Below are 16,452 nucleotides of genomic sequence, written 5' to 3'. Positions count from 1 at the left end.
TGACGGATCGTAGTCAGCCTCGGTAGATCTCGGCGATCTCGGACGCGTACGTCTTGTGCACGACCTGGCGCTTGACCTTGAGCGAGGGGGTCAGCTCACCGGTGGCCTCGGTGAAGTCCCGGGGCAGGAGCCGGAAGACCTTGATCGCCTCGGCCTTGGAGACCGACTGGTTGGCCAGATCGACCGCGACCTGGATCTCGGTGCGCAGCGCCGCGTGCTCCTGCAGCCGCTCGACCGGGGTGTCCTCCGGCAGGCCCTGCGCGGCCAGCCACTTCGGCAGCGCCTCCTCGTCGACGGTGATCAGGGCGGCGATGAACGGCTGCCGGTCGCCGACCACCACGCACTGGCTGACCAGCGGGTGCGCCCGGACCTGGTCCTCCAGCACGGCCGGGGCGACGTTCTTGCCGCCGGCCGTCACGATGATCTCCTTCTTGCGGCCGGTGATGCTGACGAAGCCGTCGTCGTCGATCCGGCCCAGGTCGCCGGTGCGGAACCAGCCGTCGGCGGTGATCGCCTCGGCGGTGGCCGCCTCGTTGCGCCAGTAGCCCCGGAAGATCAGATCGCCGGAGATCAGGATCTCGCCGTCGTCGTCGATCCGGATGGTGACGCCGGGCAGCGGACGGCCGACCGTGCCGATCCGGGTGGCGCCGGGCAGGTTGGCCGCGGCGGCGGGGGAGGTCTCGGTCAGGCCGTAGCCCTCGCAGATGGTCACCCCGATGCCCCGGAAGAAGTGCCCGAGCCGGGCGCCGAGCGGGGCGCCGCCGGAGATGGCGTCGCGGCAGCGGCCGCCGAGGGCGGCGCGCAGCTTGCGGTAGACCAGCCGGTCGAAGAACGTGTGCTGGGCGCGCAGGCCAAGGCTCGGGCCGTCGGCGGTCTCCAGCGCCTCGCTGTAGGCGATCGCCACCTGCTCGGCCCGGTCGAAGATCTTGCCCTTGCCGGCCGCCTCGGCCTTCTGCCGGGCGCCGTTGTAGACCTTCTCGAAGACCCGCGGCACGGAGAGCACGAAGGTCGGCTTGAACTCCTGGAGCTCGGCGACCAGGTTCTTGGTGTCGGCGCAGTGCGCCATGGTGGCCCGGGCCTGCACGACGCCGATCTGGATGAGCCGGGCGAAGGCGTGCGCCAGTGGCAGGAAGAGCAGGGTCGACGCGCCGGGCCGGAACAGGTTCGGCAGCACCGGGACGGCGTTGGCGATGTCGGCGTACATGTTGCGGTGGGTCAGCACGCAGCCCTTGGGCCGGCCGGTGGTGCCGCTGGTGTAGATGATCGTGGCGACGTCGCCGGCGTGGACCGCCTTGCGGCGCCGCTCGACCTCCGCCGGGTCGACCGACGCGCCGGCCGCGACGATCTCGTCCACCCCGCCCAGCTCGATCTGCCAGACCTGGCGCAGCTCGGGCAGCCGGTCGTGAACGCCGGCGACCAGGGTGGCGTGCGCGTTGGACTCGACCACGACGGCGACCGCGCCGGAGTCGGCGAGGATCCAGGCGGCCTGCTCGGCGCTGGAGGTCTCGTAGATCGGCACGGTCACCGCGCCGGCCGCCCAGATGGCGTAGTCGAGCAGGGTCCACTCGTAGCGGGTGCGGCTCATCAGCCCGACCCGGTCACCCGGGTTGATGCCGGCGCCGACCAGGCCACGGGCCACGGCGACGACCTCGTCGCGGAACTGCCGGCAGGTCACCTGCACCTGCGGCGGGCCTCCGGGGGTGGCGGGCCGGACGAACTGCACCGCGTCCGGCGCGGCCTCGGCGTTGTCCCAGACCGGGTCGGTCAGGTTGGCCGCGTCGCCGACGGTGACGATCGGCGGAACGGAGAACTCGCGCACCTGCACTCCCTCGTGCTCGCACTGGCCGGGCCGGCCGCCGTGGCGGATCGGCTTTGTCGAAACCTACCCGCATGCCCTGGTGGCTGAGGTAGGGAGGTTGCCCGCCCGTCTGGTGGGACGCCACCCCGCCCGCCACCGGCGTCCGCCGCGCCGGGCGGGGGGCGGGGTGGAGCGGCACACGCCGCGGTGGCTCCGGGTAGCCTCCCCCCATGGCGGACTCCTCCACCCAGTCGATCATCATCGGCGCGTCACCGGACCGGGTGGCGGCGGTCATCTGCGACTTCCCGAGCTACCCCGAGTGGACCGAGGCGGTGCGCCGCGTCGAGGTGGTCGAGGAGTACGAGGACGGCTACGCCAGCCAGGTCCACTTCACCATCGACGCCGGCGTGATGGCCGACGAGTACGTGCTGGCGTACGAGTACGCCGAGGACCTGTCCCGGATCGAGTGGCACCTGGTCGCGCCGTCGAAGATGCAGCGGTCCCAGCGCGGGTCGTACGACATCGCCGGCAACCCCGACGGGACGTCGACGGTCACCTACACCCTCGAGGTCGAGCTGTCGGTGGGCATGCTCGGCATGTTTCGCCGCAAGGCCGAGAAAATGATCATGGATACGGCGTTGAAGCAGCTCAAGCGCCGGGTAGAAGCATCCGGTGCGGCACAGTGACGTCGCAGCCGGCGGCACGGTAGAGGAGCCGACCATGGCGGGTACGCAACCGGGTTCCGCCCGGGAAGAGGCCGAGCGGCTGGTCGCCACCCTGCTCGCCACCGCGCGGCTGGCCGACGCCGGGCCCGGCGGCGGACCGTGGGGTCCGCTCGGTGGGATTCTCTCCGGTGTCCTCGGTCACAGTGGCGGCGCTGCCCGCCCCGGCGGCGACGGCCGGGGGGCCGGAGGATTCGCCACCGGATCCCCCGAATGCTGCGTCTGCCCGGTCTGTCGCGGTATCGCGGCGTTGCGCGATCCGAGTCCGGAATTCGCCGAACGCCTCGCCACCGGCGCCGGTGACCTGGCCGCCGGGATCGCCAGCCTGATGCGCGCGTTCGCGCCGGCCGAGGGCGGGGAAGCCCCGGACCGGACGGCCGGACCGGCCGGACCGGCCGGCGCACCCGGGCCCGCCGCCCGGCCGGACGCCGACGCCGACCACGTGTGGCGCGAGGCGACCCGTACCGGGCATGATTCTCCGTCGGCGCCGGAGCGGGACGTCTGGTCCGCCGCCACGCGGGCGGAGGACGCGGTCGTGCCGGCCGCCGCCGCCCCGCCCGGCGACGACGCCGGGCCGGTCGCACCGGCCCAGGTCCGGCCGACGGCCGACCACCCGGTGGTGCCCGCCTCGCGCGTGCCGGCCGATGCGGGCGGGGACGCACCAGGCGACGGGGCCTGAACACCGGACATCCGACAGCGCACGGCCGGTCCGGCCGATGTCGGGCAGCACAGCAGAGGGGAGTGGCAGCGGTGACGCTGACCATCGGAGTCGACGTCGGTGGCACGAAGGTGGCCGGCGGTGTCGTGGACGACACCGGCACGGTTCTCGTGCAGGCCCGACGGGACACCCCCGCGGACGACGTCGGCAAGACCCGGGACGTCATCACCGAGCTGGTCACCGAACTGGCCACCGGGCACGAGATCGGCGCGGTCGGCATCGGCGCGGCCGGCTGGATCGACGCCTCCCGCTCCACCGTGCTCTTCGCCCCCAACCTGGCCTGGCGGGACGAGCCGCTGCGCGAGTACGTCAGCACCGCGACCGGCCTGCCGGTGATCGTGGAGAACGACGGCAACGTGGCCGCCTGGGCCGAGTTCCGCTACGGCGCGGCCCGGGACGCCGACGACTCGATGGTCATGTTCACCATCGGCACCGGCGTCGGCGGCGGCATCGTGCTCGGCGGTGAGCTGCTGCGCGGCGCCAACGGCATCGCGGCCGAGCTGGGCCACATGCTCACCGTCCCGGACGGCCACCAGTGCGGCTGCGGCCGGCTCGGCTGCATCGAGCAGTACGCCAGCGGCAGCGCCCTGGTCCGCTTCGCCCGGGCCGCCGCCCGGCAGGAGCCGCAGCGCGCCACCGCCCTGCTGGAGCTGGCCGGCGGCGACGCCGAGGCGGTCACCGGCCCGATGGTCACCGCCGCCGCGAAGGACGGCGACCCGGTCTCGGCCGAGGCGTTCGCCCAGGTCGGCCGCTGGCTCGGCACCAGCCTCGCCGACATGGCCCAGATCCTCGACCCGCAGGTGCTGGTGGTCGGTGGCGGCGTCGTCGAGGCCGGCGACCTGCTGCTCGGCCCGACCCGGCGCTCGTTCACCGACGCCCTGGCCCAGCGCAGCCGGCTCCCGGTGGCCGAGGTGCGCCCCGCCGAGCTGGGCAACACCGCCGGCGTCATCGGCGCCGCCGACCTCGCCCGCCGGCTGTGAGCGCGCCGCCGGCCCCCGGCGGCGGAGTGCGGCTGCGGGTGGTGTCGTACAACATCCACAGCCAGCGTGACGACACGGCCGCGCTGGCGGCGGTGGTCCGCGAGGCCGCCCCAGACGTGGTGATCGTGCAGGAGGCTCCCCGCCGGTTCCGCTGGCGGCAGCGCTGCGCCGGCCTCGCCGAGTCCTTCGGCCTGGTGGTCGCCGCCGGCGGCCTGCCGTCGCTGGGCAACCTGCTGCTGACCAGCCTCCGGGTGCGGGTGCTCGCCACCCGCTGCCAGCGGTTCCCGCTCACCCCCGGCCGGCACCTGCGCGGCGCGGCGTACGCCGAGTGCGGTGTCGGTGGGGCCCGGTTCCTGCTGGCCGGCTCGCACCTGTCCACCGATCCGGCCGAGCGTCCCGGCCAGGCCGCCCTGCTCAAGCGGGAGCTGGCCGGTACCGACCTGCCGGTGGTGCTCGGCGCGGACCTCAACGAGGGCCCGGACGGCGAGGCCTGGCGCACCGTCGGCATGGGACTGACCGACGCGGCGGTCGCCGCCGACGCCGCCGACCGGCACACCTACTCCTGCGCGAATCCCCGGCGGCGCATCGACGCGCTCTTCGTCGACCCGCGGGTGACGGTGCTCGGGTACGACGTGGTCGACACCCCGCTCACCCGCCGCGCCAGCGACCACTTCCCGGTCCTGGCCGACCTGCTCCTGCCGACCGCCGGCTGAGGCCCGTCCGCAGGTCGGCCCAGGCCCCGCCCCCGCGGTGACCCGGGCCGGTCCCGCGCCCGGAGTGCCGGGCTGGACAACCGGCTCCGGGTACGGGGAGGATGCCCGTCGAACCGGCGTTCGTGCCGCACATAAGGAGATACCCCGGTGCCCCCCTCCACCGAGCACGGCCGGCCCGAGCCGGAGACCACGCTCGCCCTGAGCCGGGACGGCCGCCCGGTCTCCGACCGGGGCGACACGGTCTGCGTCATCGGCGCCGGCGCCAGCGGCCTGACGGCCGTGAAGAACCTGAAAGAGCACGGCTTCGGCGTCGACTGCTACGAGCGCGAGACCGGCGTCGGCGGCGCATGGAACTGGCGGCACGACCGCAGCCCGGTGTACGCCAGCACCCACCTGATCTCGTCGCGGCCGTTCACCCAGTTCCCCGACTTCCCGATGCCGGACTCCTGGCCGGACTACCCGCACCACAGCCAGCTGCTGTCCTACTTCGAGCGCTACGCCGACCACTTCGACCTGCGCCAGCACGTCTGGTTCGGCACCGAGGTCGTCCGGGTCGAGCCGGTGGCCGGCGACCGCTGGGACGTCACCACCCGCAGCACCGGCGGGTACGGCCCGGAACGCACCTCCCGCTACGCCGCCGTGGTGGTCGCCAACGGCCACAACTGGTCGCCGAAGCTGCCCCGGTACGAGGGGCTGGAGGAGTTCCGCGGCGAGGTCATGCACGCCTCGTCCTACAAGGACCCGGCGCAGCTGCGCGGCAAGCGGGTGCTGGTGGTCGGGGCCGGCAACACCGGCTGCGACATCGCGGTCGAGGCCGCCCAGCAGGCGTCCCGCTGCTGGCACTCCACCCGCCGCGGCTACTGGTACGCCCCGAAGTACGTCCTGGGCCGCCCGGCCGACCAGGTCAACGACGCGCTGCTCGCGCTGCGGGTGCCGCTGCGGGTCCGGCAGTGGCTCTACCACTGGACGCTGCGGCTGACCGTCGGCGACCTGACCCGCTTCGGCCTGCCGAAGCCGGACCACCGGGTCTACGAGACCCACCCGATCGCCAACAGCCAGCTGGTCTACTACGTCGGCCACGGCGAGATCACCCCGGTGCCGGAGCTGGCCCGCTTCCACGCCGGTGGGGTGACCCTCACCGACGGGCGGGAGATCGACCCGGAGCTGGTCGTCTTCGCCACCGGCTACCTGCCCCGCTTCGAGTTCCTCGACCCGAAGGTGCTCGGCGACGACGACGCCTCGGGCCGCCCTCGGCTCTGGCTCAACGCCTTCGTCCCCGGGCATCCGACCCTCGCGGTGGCCGGCCTGGTGCAGCCGGACTCCGGCATCTTCACCCTGTCGCACTGGCAGACCGTGCTCTTCGCCCGGCTGCTCCAGGCCCGGCTGGGCCGCCCGGAGCGGGCCGCCGCGTTCGCGTCCCGGGTGGAGGCCGGCGCCGGGGAGCGGTACTCCGGCAAGGTCAAGGACAGCAGCCGGCACTGGTTCGAGGTGGGCCACGCCGACTACCTGCGGGCGGTGCAGCGCGCCCTGTACGAGCTGGAGGGTTCCCGGTGAGCGCGAGGAACGCAGCGCAGCGGAGTCCCGCAGTCGCGAACGAGAGGCAGGCCCGGTGAGCGCGAGGAGTGAGCCGGGCCTGCGAGCCCGCAGTCGCGAAGAAAGGCAGGCCCGGTGAGCGCGAGGAACGAGCGGCTGCGGATCATGCGGGGCCGGGAGTGGGCCCGCCCGGTCCGGCCGGCCCGCCGGGAGGTGCTGAGCGCCGCCCCGGAGCTGGAGGAGGGGCGGCCGCCGCTGCTCTTCGTCCCCGGCTTCGGGCACGGGGCCTGGGCGTTCGCCGAGCACTGGCTGGAGCACGCCGCGTCGCGCGGCTTCGCCGCGTACGCGCTGAGCCTGCGCGGGCACGGCGGCAGCGAGCCGGCGCCGGAGGCGACGCTGCGGGCGTACACCCATGACGTGGTCCAGGTGGCGGCGGGCCTGCCACGCCAGGCGGTGCTGGTGGGGCACGGCGCCGGGGCGCTCGTGGTGACCCACGCGCTGGCCCGCTACCCGGCGCGGGCCGCGGTGCTGGTCGCGCCGGTGCTGGGCGGCTGGTCGACGGCCGGGGTGGCGCTGCGCCGCAACCCGGTGGGCACGCTGCCCGCGCTGTTCGGCGGCGGCCTGCGGCTGCACCGCCGGCAGTTGTTCAGCGGGGAGCTGCCCGAGGCCGACGCCCGGCGGCACGTGGCGCGGCTCGGCCGGGCCGGGCGGCGCGCGCAGTGGCAGCTGCTGGCCGGGCGGGAGGCGGAGCCGGCGGTGGGCCGGCCGCCGGTGCTGGTGCTGGGCAGCCCGGACGACCGGGTGGTCCCGCCGGCCGCGCTGACCCGGGCGGCGCGCCGGTACGGCTCGGCACCGCTGCTCTTCCCCGGCATGGGACACGACATGATGCTCGACGCCCGGTGGCGCGAGCCGCTGGACGCGATCCTCGACTGGCTGGTCAAGGACCCGCAGCGGGTGTGACCGGCCGGCTCAGCCGGTGCTGCCCAGCCGGGTGACCAGCGAGCCGGTCTGGTCCAGGGCGCTGAGGTAGGAGCGGGCCCAGGCGCGGATGTCGTGGCGGTGCAGGTGCGCCCGCATCGCCCGCATCCGGTCGCCGATGTCCTCCGGGCCGGCCCGCAGCGCCTTGAGCAGCATCTGCTTGAGGCCCTCCAGGTCGTGCGGGTTGACCAGGTACGCCTGCTCCAGCTCGGCCGCCGCGCCGGCGAACTCGCTGAGCAGCAGCGCGCCCGTGTCGTCGACCCGGGCGGCGACGTACTCCTTGGCGACCAGGTTCATCCCGTCGCGCAGCGGGGTCACGGCCATCACGTCGGCGACCCGGTAGAGGGCGGCCAGTTCGGCGCGGTCGAAGGGCTGGGTGAGGTAGTGGATGGCCGGCTCGCCGACCCGGCCGAACTCGCCGTTGATCCGGCCCACCTCACGTTCGATCCGTTCCCGCAGGATCTGGTACTGGCCGACGCGTTCCCGGCTCGGCATGGCGACCTGGACCAGCACGGTGTCCCGGACCTTCACGTCACCGCTGGCCAGCAGCTCGCTGTAGGCCTTGAGCCGCTGCTCGATGCCCTTGGTGTAGTCCATCCGGTCGAGGCTGAGGATCACCTGCTGCGGGTCGCCGAGGTCGCGGCGCAGCCGGCGGGCCCGGGCGGTCACGTCGGGCCGCGCGGCGAGCGCGGCCATCTCGGCCGTGTCGATCGAGACCGGGTACGCCCCGACCCGGACCACCCGGTCGTCGACGCCGATGCGTCGGTCGGTGGCGGGCAGGCCGAGCACCTTGGCCACCAGTTGGGCGAAGTTGTGCGCGGCCTGGGCGCGCTGGAAGCCGATCAGGTCGGCGCCGAGCATGCCGCGCAGCAGTTCGGCCCGCCGGGGCAGCTGCATGAACAGCTCCGGCGGCGGGAACGGCACGTGCAGGAAGAAGCCGATCCGCAGGTCCGGCCGGAGCGCCCGGAGCAGGCCGGGGACCAGTTGCAGGTGGTAGTCCTGCACCCAGACCAGGCCGCCCGGCTCGGCCACCGCCGCGGCCGCCTCGGCGAACCGCTGGTTGACCCGCTGGTACGCCTCCCACCAGCGACGGTGGTACACCGGCTGCTCGACGGCGTCGTGGTAGAGCGGCCAGAGCGTGGCGTTGGCGAAGCCCTCGTAGTGGTCGCGCAGGTCCTCGGTGGTGAGCGCGACGGAGTGCATCCGGACGCCGTCGACGTCGGGCAGCCGGGGGGCGGGGCCGGTGCCGCCGGCCCAGCCGACCCACGTGGCCGGGGTGTGCCGGAGCAGGGGGTGCAGCGCGCTGACCAGCCCACCCGGGCTGCGGCGCCACTCGCAGGCACCGTCGGGCGCCATGCTGTCGTCGATGGGCAGCCGGTTGGCCACCACCACGAGGGAACTGGACTTGGGTCGCATCTCGGGCATTCCGATCCGCAGCGGGCCGACCACCGCGAGGGAGGAACAACCGGGCAGCCGGAGGGGGAAGTGACGGACAGCGGTATTCCTACTGACCGTAAGTTACACCACTGTTACGTCGGAGGCGGGGCCGTGCCCGTCCCGGGATGCGGGCGGAGCGTGCCCGATCGGCCGGACGACGTCAGACGACCGCGCCGTCGTCGGGGTCCTGGTCGTCCTCGTCGCCGGGGCGCAGCCGCCAGATCAGCGTGACGAAGCCGGCCAGGATGCCGGTGAAGCCGAGCAGGGTCACCACCGAGGCGTCCGCCGGCAGCAGCGCCGGGTTGAGGAAGAGCAGGAAGCCGAGCACGATCGCCAGCACGCCGACCACCGCGTACTTCGACACCCGGGGCAGCGGCGGCGGCGGAGGCGGGACGTAACCCTCGTCCGGGTCGCCCGGCAGGTCGGCGCCGAAGGTGTCCAGGCCGTCCAGCAGCGACGGCTCCTCCGGCCGCGCCCGCTCCACGGAAACCCCGGAGATGTCCGCCGCGTACGGCAGTCGCCGCACGTCGGTGGCGGTCGGGCCGGTGGCCTCGTCGGTGCGGGTGGCCGGTGCGCCGGTGTGGCCGGCCGGGTCGTCGTCGACGTCCTCGGCGGCGGGCCAGGGGTGGCTGCCCGCGGCCGGGGCGGTGTGGAACCCGGCCACGATCCGGTCCCACTCGGCGTCGACGTCCGGCTCGGCGCGCGGCGGCTCCGGCGTCGACTCCTCGGCGAGCTGGGTGAGGTAGTCCCGGGCGGTCCTCAGGTGCGAGCGGTCCACGTAGAGCCGGTCGACCGGGCGGGCCGGGACGGTGGTGGTGCGGGTGACCGGGTTGAGGTCGGCCGACGGCTGCAGGTAGGCGGCGATCCCGCCCGCGGCGAGCACGTCGAGCAGGTGCTCGCCGACGCGCGGATCGACGTCGCCCGCGACGGCGTACTCGCTCGCGTCGAGCCCGTTGTCCCGCCGTCCCCGGCGGGCCCCACCCGCTGACACCGGACATCCTCCTCGGCGCACCTCACGGTGCGGTTGCGTCGGCGCCCCGTACGCCGTGCCCTGAATCGTGACACGTCCGGACCCGGTTCCGGGAGTGCGTTGTGGCGTGCCGCTCCCGGTTCGTAGGCTCATGGGCGACGATCCCGCCCGTCGACGGACCTGACGGCCGGTTCGCCGGGTTCGCCCGGCGCCCCGCCGACCCCCGCTCCACGGTGGTGTCGCCCACCCCTGCTTCCGGAAGGACACCGTTGCTGTACTGGCTGATGAAGTACATCATCCTCGGCCCGCTGCTCAGGCTGATCTTCCGTCCCCGGGTGGAGGGGCTGCACCACGTGCCGGAGAGCGGTCCGGTGATCCTCGCCAGCAACCACCTCTCCTTCTCGGATTCGATCTTCACCCCGCTGATCGTGCCGCGAAAAGTCACTTTCGTGGCCAAGGCGGAATACTTCACCGGTAAGGGCATCAAAGGCTGGCTCACCAAGGCGTTCTTCGCCGGCACCGGCTGCATCCCGGTCGACCGCTCCGGCGGACGTGCCGCCCAGGCGGCCCTGGACACGCAGCTCACCGTGCTGCGGGCCGGTGGCGTCGCGGGGATCTACCCGGAGGGGACCCGCTCCCCGGACGGGCGGCTCTACCGGGGCAAGACCGGGGTGGCCCGGCTCGCCCTGGAGAGCGGCGCCCCGGTGGTCCCGGTGGCGATGCTCAACCTCGACGAGATCCAGCCGCCGGGCAAGCTCATCCCCAAGATCGCCCGGGTGCGGATCCGGTTCGGCCCGCCGCTGGACTTCTCCCGCTACGCCGGGCTGGCCGGCGACCGCTTCGTCGAGCGCGCGGTGACCGACGAGATCATGTACGAGCTGATGGAGCTCTCCGGCCGCGAGTACGTCGACATGTACGCCGCGAAGCTGAAGAACCAGCCCCCCGCCGAACCCGTCGCCCGCGAACCCATCGCCGCCTGACCCCACCGCTCCGCCCCCCGCCACGCGCCCGAGCGTGAGTCTGCAGTTTCACGGAAAGAGTGGCTATTCCACGAGGAATAGCCACTCTTTCTCCGGAAGTGGGCGGATCTTGGGGCGGGCCGGGGCGGGGTCAGGAGGCTAGGGCGGGGCCGGTCTGTGGGACCGGGCCGCGGGCCAGGTCGAGCAGGCCCGGGGCGTCGTTGCGCAGGGCGAAGGTGCGCACCTCGGCCAGCGGCGCCCGGGCCGCCGGGTCGTCGGCCAGCCTCAGCTCCGCCGCGGCCAGCGCCAGGGCCAGCACCCGGTCGGTGACGTCCGGGATGCGCGCGTAGATCTCCGCCCCGGCCAGGTGCAGCTCGCCGGCGCGGCGGTGGTCGCCGTCCGCCCCGGCCAGCGCCCCGGTCACCGTGCGCAGCGCCGCCTCCGACCACGGGGTGCGGTGACCGACCTGGTCCAGCATCGTCCGGACCCGCACGGCCGCGTCCCGGCCGGCGAGCGTCGCCGCGTACGCCGCCGCGGCGATCCACTCGCCGCTGGCCAGCGCCGGCACGGCCGTCCACGCGTCGGCCAGCTCGTCCACCAGCGTGGCCGCCTCGTCGAGCCGGCCCTGCAACGCCCGGCAGAGCGCGGCCATCCCCAGCATCGTCCAGTACGGCCGGTGGAAGCCGCTGCGGCGGGCCGTCTCCAGCGCCGCCGCCACGTCGTCGCGGTGCCGCTCGGCGGCCAGGGTGGCCGACGTGTCGGCGGCCGGCAGCGGGCGCGGCGCCGGCGGCACCGCCTGGCCCCGCAGCACCAGCAGGCACGAGCGCAGCCCGCGCACCTGCATGTCCCAGCCGCCGGTGGGGGTGTCGACGAACGCGTCGGCGGCGGCCAGCAGCCGGCCGAAGTCCCCGTCGAAGTACGCCCGCATCGCCTCGCCGGAGTAGCTGGTGGCCAGCGTCTGCCCGCTGCCCCGGGCGGCCGGCGCGGTCGACAGCAGCGCGTCGGAGCGCAGCCAGTCGCCCTCCTCGCGCAGCGCGTAGGCGAGGTTCTGCAACGCCCGGGGCAGGGCCAGCAGCTGCTGGGCCCGGCTCGCCTCGACCAGCGCGTGCAGCTCGTCCAGGCCGGCCCGGTCACCGGCCTGGTAGCGGGCGGTGGCCGCGGTGATCCGGGCGTTGGTGCGGGTCTCCGCCAGCCCCAGCCGCTCGCCGATCCCGGCGGCCGTCTCGGCCGCGGCCACCGCCGCGTCCCGCTCGTAGTTGAGCATGTGCAGCCGGCCCAGCTCGGCGTGCGCGTCCGCCTTCTGCGCGCTGTCCGGTAACGGCGCGAAGAGCGCGACCGCCCGGTCCAGGCAGGCCACCGCGGCGCTGCGGTCGGCGCGCAGCCAGGCCGCCTGGCCCAGCAGCGTCCAGGCCCGCGCGGCGCAGGCGTCGTCGCCGTGCGCGAGCAGCCGGTCGGCCAGCGCGTGCAGCTGCTCCGGGCCCCCGCCGGAGAGGAACGCGTTGCCGTCTCGGTAGAACGAGATCTCGGTGCTCAGCAGCTCCAGCTGCAGCCGGTCGACCGGGTCGCTGTCGTCGGCCAGGCCGAGCGCCCGGCCCGCGTGGCTGGCCGCGGCATCCAGCCCGTGCAGGGCGTACGCGCGGCGGGCCGCCCGGTGCAGCGCCGCCCGGGCGGGCCCGGCGTACCGCTCGATCGGCATGCCCAGCGTCCGGGCGATCTCGTGGGCCGCCCAGCGGTGGTGCGCCAGCACCTCGGCCAGGTCGGTGTCGCGGCTCTGCGACAGCGCGTCCAGCCAGCCCGCCGTCCGCTCGTGCCGGGCGACCCGCTCGGTACGCGGCAACCGCTGGTAGCAGACGTCCCGCACCAGCACGTGCCGGAACCGGAACTCCGGTTGCCCGGCCATCGTGGACGCGGCCTGCTCGTGCACGAAGTCGCGCTGCTCAAGCCGGCGCAGCGACCGCTCCACCGACTCGACCGGCTGGCCCAGCGCGGCGGCCACCGCGCCCGGCCAGAACTGCACGCCGACCACCGAGGCGGCCAGCAGCACCGCGCGGTCCTTGGCGTCGAGCAGGTCCACCCGGTTGGCGATGACCGCGTGCACGCTCTCCGGCATCGGCAGGTCGAGGTGCTTCTCCAGCGACCAGCCGCGCCCGGACTGGCGCAGCGCGCCCTGCTCGATCAGCATCCGCACGTACTCGTGGGCGTAGAGCGGGTTGCCGCCGGCCACCTCGATCAGCGGGCTGAGCATGTCGGCGGAGAACGCGGCCTGGCCGAACATGTGCGCGTAGAGGGTGGCGATGCCGGTGTCCCGCAGCGGCGGCAGGGTGATCGTCACCGAGCCGGTGATGGTGCCCGCCCAGTGCGGGTCGCGGTCCACCAGCTCGGGGCGGGCGGTGCAGAGCAGCAGCAGCGGCACCTCCCGGGCGGCGGCGCCGAGCAGCTCGACGAAGCGCAGCATCGCGTCGTCGGCCCAGTGCAGGTCCTCGAAGACCAGCACGGTGGGGCGGCGGGCGGCCAGCGCCAGCAGGAACCGGCGCCAGGCCGACTCGGTCTCCTCGGCGGGCAGCGCGACGCCGGGGAGCCCGACCAGCGGGCGCAGCGCGTCGACCAGGCGCTCCCGCTCGCCGGGGCCGACCAGCTCGGCCACCGCCGCTGCCAGCCGGCGCGCCGCGGTGGGCGCCGGGTCGGTGTCCAGGATGCCGGCCTCGGTCTTGACGATGTCGGCCAGCGCGGCGAACGTGACGTTTTCGCCGAACGGCGGGCAGCGCCCGGTACGCCAGCTCAGCGGCTCGTCGACCAGCCGGCCGGCGTGCTGGTACAGCTCGCGGATCAGCCGGCTCTTGCCGATGCCGGCCCGGCCGAAGAGCGTCACCACCTGGGGGCGGCGGTCCCGCAACGACCGGTGCAGGGCGTTGACCAGCAGCCCCAGCTCGTGTTCGCGGTCGATCAGCGGGGTGGTGTCCGGCTCCCGGTCGGTCGGCTGCCGGCGTACCGGGGACAGGGCCAGCCAGACCTCGGTGGGCGAGGAACGGCCGCGCAGGGTCACCGGCGGCTGCTCGGCGTAGCGGATGGCGTCCTTGGTCAGCGCGTGGGTGGTGCCGCAGACCAGCACCCCGCCGGGCGGCGAGACCGACTGCATCCGGGAGGCGGTGTTGACCACGTCGCCGGCCACGATGGCCTGCCCGCCGTCGCGGGCGGCGGCCACGTCGACCAGCGCCTCGCCGGTCGCCACGCCCACCCGGAACCGCAGCTCGTCGGCGCCGGTGGGGGCGAAGCGGGTGAGCACCCGTTGCAGCTCCAGCCCGGCCCGGACGCAGCGCAGCGCGTCGGTCTCGGTGGCGACCGGGGCGCCGAACAGCGCCATCACCGCGTCGCCGATGTACTTCTCGACCACGCCGCCGTACTGCCCGACGACCCGCTTGGCGGCGGAGAAGAAGCCGGTCTGCATGCCGCGGACCTGCTCGGGGTCGGCGCGTTCGACGTACGGGGTGAAGTCGATCAGGTCGACGAAGAGCACGCTGACCCGGCGCCGGTCCTCCTGGGGCGTGGCGACGGGCCGCCCCGATCCGGCGCGGGGTGCTCCGCAGGAGGTGCAGAAGACCGCGTCGGCGGCGAGCGGCCGCAGGCAGTGCGGGCAGAGCGCGCCCAGTTCCGTCCCACAGCCACCGCAGAAGCGGTCGCCGTCGGCGGCGGTACGTCCACATCGGTCACACTGCGCGGAGATGACGCCCTCCACTGGATGGGTGTGCTGCCGGTCGTCGTCGTCCGGCGTCCACCGCGAGTATCGCGGTTGCCGCCGCTGTCAGGTACCGGGCTGTTGGCTTGTGGACACTCGTCCGGCCGGTTGGGAGAGCTACATTCAGGCGGCCGAAAATCCATCAATGATCAAGGGGAGAGATCATGGTGTACGTCAAGCTCGAGAGCGCCTGGACCGACGGTGACGGCGTCGCCCACTCCGCGGGGGAGTCGGTCGACGTCGACGCGGCCACGCTGGCCGTGCTGCAGGCCGAGGGCATCGTCAGCGAGCAGTCCGGTGACGGCAAGGAGGGCACCGACTGGGCCGGGCCGACCGGCACCAACTGGGCGGGGCCGACCAGCACCACCCCGTGAGCCGGAGGCGGTGAGGCGACGACGCGGCCGGCGCAGCAGCGCCCGGCCGCGTCGTGCGGTCAGCGGTCGTTCATCCCCGCCCGGCGGCGCAGCGCCGACACGTCGGTGACCACGATCCGGCGACCCTCGGTACGCAGCCAGCCCCGGCTGGCGAAGGAACCGATCGCCTGGTTGACGCTCTGCCGCGAACCGCCGGCCATCTCGGCCAGCTGACTCTGGTTGAGCTCGATGGTGATCATCGGAGCCTGGCTCTCGCCGGCCAGCCGGACCAGGGTCTTGGCCACCCGCCCCGGCAGGTCGAGGAAGACGTGGTCGGCGTTCTGCTCGGTCAGCCGGCGGATCAGGGCACCCAGCGAGCGCATCACCGCGTCCAGGATGCGCGGGTTGGAGTGCACCAGCTCCATGAAGGCGGGCCGGGACAGAGCCAGCGCGGCGCAGTCCTCGATCGCCTCGGCGGAGGCCGAGCGGGTGGAGGCGTCCAGCAGCGAGACCTCGCCGAGCACGTCCGGCGGTCTGATCACCGACAGCACCGCCCGCTCGCCGGTCGGCGCGGTGCGGAAGACCGCCACCGCCCCCCGGCGCAGCACGATCAGCGACTCACCCGGGTCGTTCTCCACGAAGAGCAGTTGGCCCTTGCGGTACGTGCGCGGCACCGCCGCGGCGATGACCCGTTGCCGCACCTCCGGCTCCAGCCCGGCGAACATCTCCACGCCTGTGAGGGCGTCACCCGGCTCCGGCAGGCGCATCTCCACGGCCCAACCCCTCCCCGGTCAAGGACCACAACTCGCTCACCGGGTGAACCTGACGGCCCCTGAAGAGGTGAACTGACACCGGGTTCGGCGTCCGGTAGCGGTACACATCAGATCATGACGGTCCAGTCGCTTGCTGTACACCCCTCAAATCGTCTGCGTGACGCCGCCGGTGGGCATCGGCCACCCTGCTGAGGTGCGGTTTCGTCCGCCGGCAGAGCAGCGGTAACGGCCGGCGACGCCACCCGGGCGGCGGGCGCCGCCGGCCGTAGGCGAGGATTGAGGCGATGGTCTACCGCTATTTCTACGACTGCGAATTCATCGAGGACGGCCAGATCGTCGACCTCGTGTCGATCGGTGTCGTCGACGAGTACGGCCGCGAGTTCTACGCGGTCTCCACCCAGTTCGACGACTCCCGCGCCGTGCCCTGGGTACGGCGCAACGTGCTCGACAAGCTGCCGTCCCCGGCCGATCGCGCCTGGCGGTCCCGCGAGCGCATCCGCGACGACCTGTACGACTTCCTGCTGGAACCGATCCGCGACCGCCCGGGCGAGCAGCTCGAACTCTGGGCCTGGTACGCCGCCTACGACCACGTGGTGCTGGCCCAGCTCTGGGGAGCGATGCCCGCGCTGCCCCGGGAGATCCCCCGGTTCACCAAGGAGCTGCGTCAGCTCTGGGACGACCGGGGCCGGCCGAAGCTGCCCGACGCCGACGCCGACCGGCACGACGCCCTGGTCGACGCCCGGCACAACCTGGCGCGCTGGCGGGCGATGACGCGCCGGTGAGGC

General features: G+C 74.2%; 14 protein-coding genes. 9 read left to right on the top strand and 5 right to left on the bottom strand.

The genetic code is table 11. The features are described from left to right. Positions 1 to 13: 13 nt before the first annotated feature. Complete coding sequence (locus ACSNN7_RS14430; protein WP_436681261.1) at positions 14 to 1,819, bottom strand: AMP-dependent synthetase/ligase; 1,806 nt, start codon at positions 1,817 to 1,819, stop codon at positions 14 to 16. A 209-nt stretch (positions 1,820 to 2,028) separates the two neighbouring features. Between ACSNN7_RS14430 and ACSNN7_RS14425 the strand changes: the two genes are divergently transcribed. The 6 genes from ACSNN7_RS14425 (at position 2,029) to ACSNN7_RS14400 (ending at position 7,424) form a co-directional block, all read left to right on the top strand. Then, positions 2,029 to 2,484, top strand: coding sequence for an SRPBCC family protein (locus ACSNN7_RS14425; protein WP_436681259.1), 456 nt, complete (start codon positions 2,029 to 2,031; stop codon positions 2,482 to 2,484). Positions 2,485 to 2,518: 34 nt separating this feature from the next. Continuing rightward, positions 2,519 to 3,199 carry a hypothetical protein gene (locus ACSNN7_RS14420; RefSeq protein WP_436681258.1) on the top strand — a complete coding sequence of 227 codons (681 nt, stop codon included), beginning with the start codon at positions 2,519 to 2,521 and terminating at the stop codon, positions 3,197 to 3,199. Between the two features lie 71 nt (positions 3,200 to 3,270). Continuing rightward, positions 3,271 to 4,218, top strand: a complete 948-nt coding sequence (locus ACSNN7_RS14415) for an ROK family glucokinase (protein WP_436681257.1) — start codon at positions 3,271 to 3,273, stop codon at positions 4,216 to 4,218. Continuing rightward, complete coding sequence (locus ACSNN7_RS14410; RefSeq protein ID WP_436681256.1) at positions 4,215 to 4,931, top strand: endonuclease/exonuclease/phosphatase family protein; 717 nt, start codon at positions 4,215 to 4,217, stop codon at positions 4,929 to 4,931. The genes ACSNN7_RS14415 and ACSNN7_RS14410 overlap by 4 nt, the downstream gene beginning before the upstream one ends. 147 nt (positions 4,932 to 5,078) lie before the next feature. Continuing rightward, on the top strand, positions 5,079 to 6,485 hold the full coding sequence (locus ACSNN7_RS14405) for a flavin-containing monooxygenase (RefSeq protein ID WP_436681255.1): 1,407 nt from the start codon (positions 5,079 to 5,081) through the stop codon (positions 6,483 to 6,485). Positions 6,486 to 6,629: 144 nt separating this feature from the next. Then, on the top strand, positions 6,630 to 7,424 hold the full coding sequence (locus ACSNN7_RS14400; RefSeq protein ID WP_436681278.1) for an alpha/beta hydrolase: 795 nt from the start codon (positions 6,630 to 6,632) through the stop codon (positions 7,422 to 7,424). Positions 7,425 to 7,433: 9 nt separating this feature from the next. Here ACSNN7_RS14400 and ACSNN7_RS14395 read toward each other — a convergent pair whose 3' ends face one another. Continuing rightward, positions 7,434 to 8,867 (bottom strand): alpha,alpha-trehalose-phosphate synthase (UDP-forming), encoded by a 1,434-nt coding sequence (locus ACSNN7_RS14395; RefSeq protein ID WP_436681254.1) that lies wholly within the window; start codon positions 8,865 to 8,867, stop codon positions 7,434 to 7,436. Between the two features lie 172 nt (positions 8,868 to 9,039). Then, positions 9,040 to 9,870: a DUF308 domain-containing protein gene (locus ACSNN7_RS14390; RefSeq protein WP_436681253.1), complete on the bottom strand. Its 831-nt coding sequence runs from the start codon at positions 9,868 to 9,870 to the stop codon at positions 9,040 to 9,042. 248 nt (positions 9,871 to 10,118) lie between these two features. Here ACSNN7_RS14390 and ACSNN7_RS14385 point away from each other — a divergent pair, with 248 nt between their 5' ends. After that, on the top strand, positions 10,119 to 10,829 hold the full coding sequence (locus tag ACSNN7_RS14385) for a lysophospholipid acyltransferase family protein (protein WP_436681252.1): 711 nt from the start codon (positions 10,119 to 10,121) through the stop codon (positions 10,827 to 10,829). A gap of 130 nt (positions 10,830 to 10,959) precedes the next feature. Here ACSNN7_RS14385 and ACSNN7_RS14380 read toward each other — a convergent pair whose 3' ends face one another. Beyond that, the gene (locus ACSNN7_RS14380) at positions 10,960 to 14,541 is read right to left on the bottom strand and encodes an ATP-binding protein (RefSeq protein ID WP_436681250.1); all 3,582 of its coding nucleotides are present in this window, start codon (positions 14,539 to 14,541) and stop codon (positions 10,960 to 10,962) included. A gap of 164 nt (positions 14,542 to 14,705) precedes the next feature. Between ACSNN7_RS14380 and ACSNN7_RS14375 the strand changes: the two genes are divergently transcribed. Next, positions 14,706 to 14,915, top strand: coding sequence for a hypothetical protein (locus tag ACSNN7_RS14375; RefSeq protein ID WP_436681249.1), 210 nt, complete (start codon positions 14,706 to 14,708; stop codon positions 14,913 to 14,915). A gap of 59 nt (positions 14,916 to 14,974) precedes the next feature. Here the strand turns inward: ACSNN7_RS14375 and ACSNN7_RS14370 are convergent, their stop codons facing one another. After that, complete coding sequence (locus tag ACSNN7_RS14370) at positions 14,975 to 15,667, bottom strand: Crp/Fnr family transcriptional regulator (RefSeq protein ID WP_334450305.1); 693 nt, start codon at positions 15,665 to 15,667, stop codon at positions 14,975 to 14,977. 284 nt (positions 15,668 to 15,951) lie between these two features. On the opposite strand from ACSNN7_RS14370, the gene ACSNN7_RS14365 reads away from it, so the two are divergent. Further along, positions 15,952 to 16,449, top strand: coding sequence for a polyadenylate-specific 3'-exoribonuclease AS (locus ACSNN7_RS14365; RefSeq protein ID WP_436681248.1), 498 nt, complete (start codon positions 15,952 to 15,954; stop codon positions 16,447 to 16,449). Positions 16,450 to 16,452: the final 3 nt, after the last annotated feature.

This window comes from Micromonospora sp. URMC 105 (genome assembly GCF_051386295.1).
GTDB lineage: Bacteria > Actinomycetota > Actinomycetes > Mycobacteriales > Micromonosporaceae > Micromonospora.
This window is presented reverse-complemented; position numbering and strand designations above follow the sequence as displayed.

Bases quoted from the DNA above. Each gene is read 5' to 3' on its own strand.
- ACSNN7_RS14425 (WP_436681259.1), top strand. From the start codon at position 2,029: ATGGCGGACTCCTCCACCCAGTCGATCATCATCGGCGCGTCACCGGAC.
- ACSNN7_RS14420 (WP_436681258.1), top strand. From the start codon at position 2,519: ATGGCGGGTACGCAACCGGGTTCCGCCCGGGAAGAGGCCGAGCGGCTG.
- ACSNN7_RS14400 (WP_436681278.1), top strand. From the start codon at position 6,630: ATGCGGGGCCGGGAGTGGGCCCGCCCGGTCCGGCCGGCCCGCCGGGAG.
- ACSNN7_RS14395 (WP_436681254.1), bottom strand. From the start codon at position 8,867: ATGCCCGAGATGCGACCCAAGTCCAGTTCCCTCGTGGTGGTGGCCAAC.
- ACSNN7_RS14375 (WP_436681249.1), top strand. From the start codon at position 14,706: ATGGTGTACGTCAAGCTCGAGAGCGCCTGGACCGACGGTGACGGCGTC.
- ACSNN7_RS14365 (WP_436681248.1), top strand. From the start codon at position 15,952: ATGGTCTACCGCTATTTCTACGACTGCGAATTCATCGAGGACGGCCAG.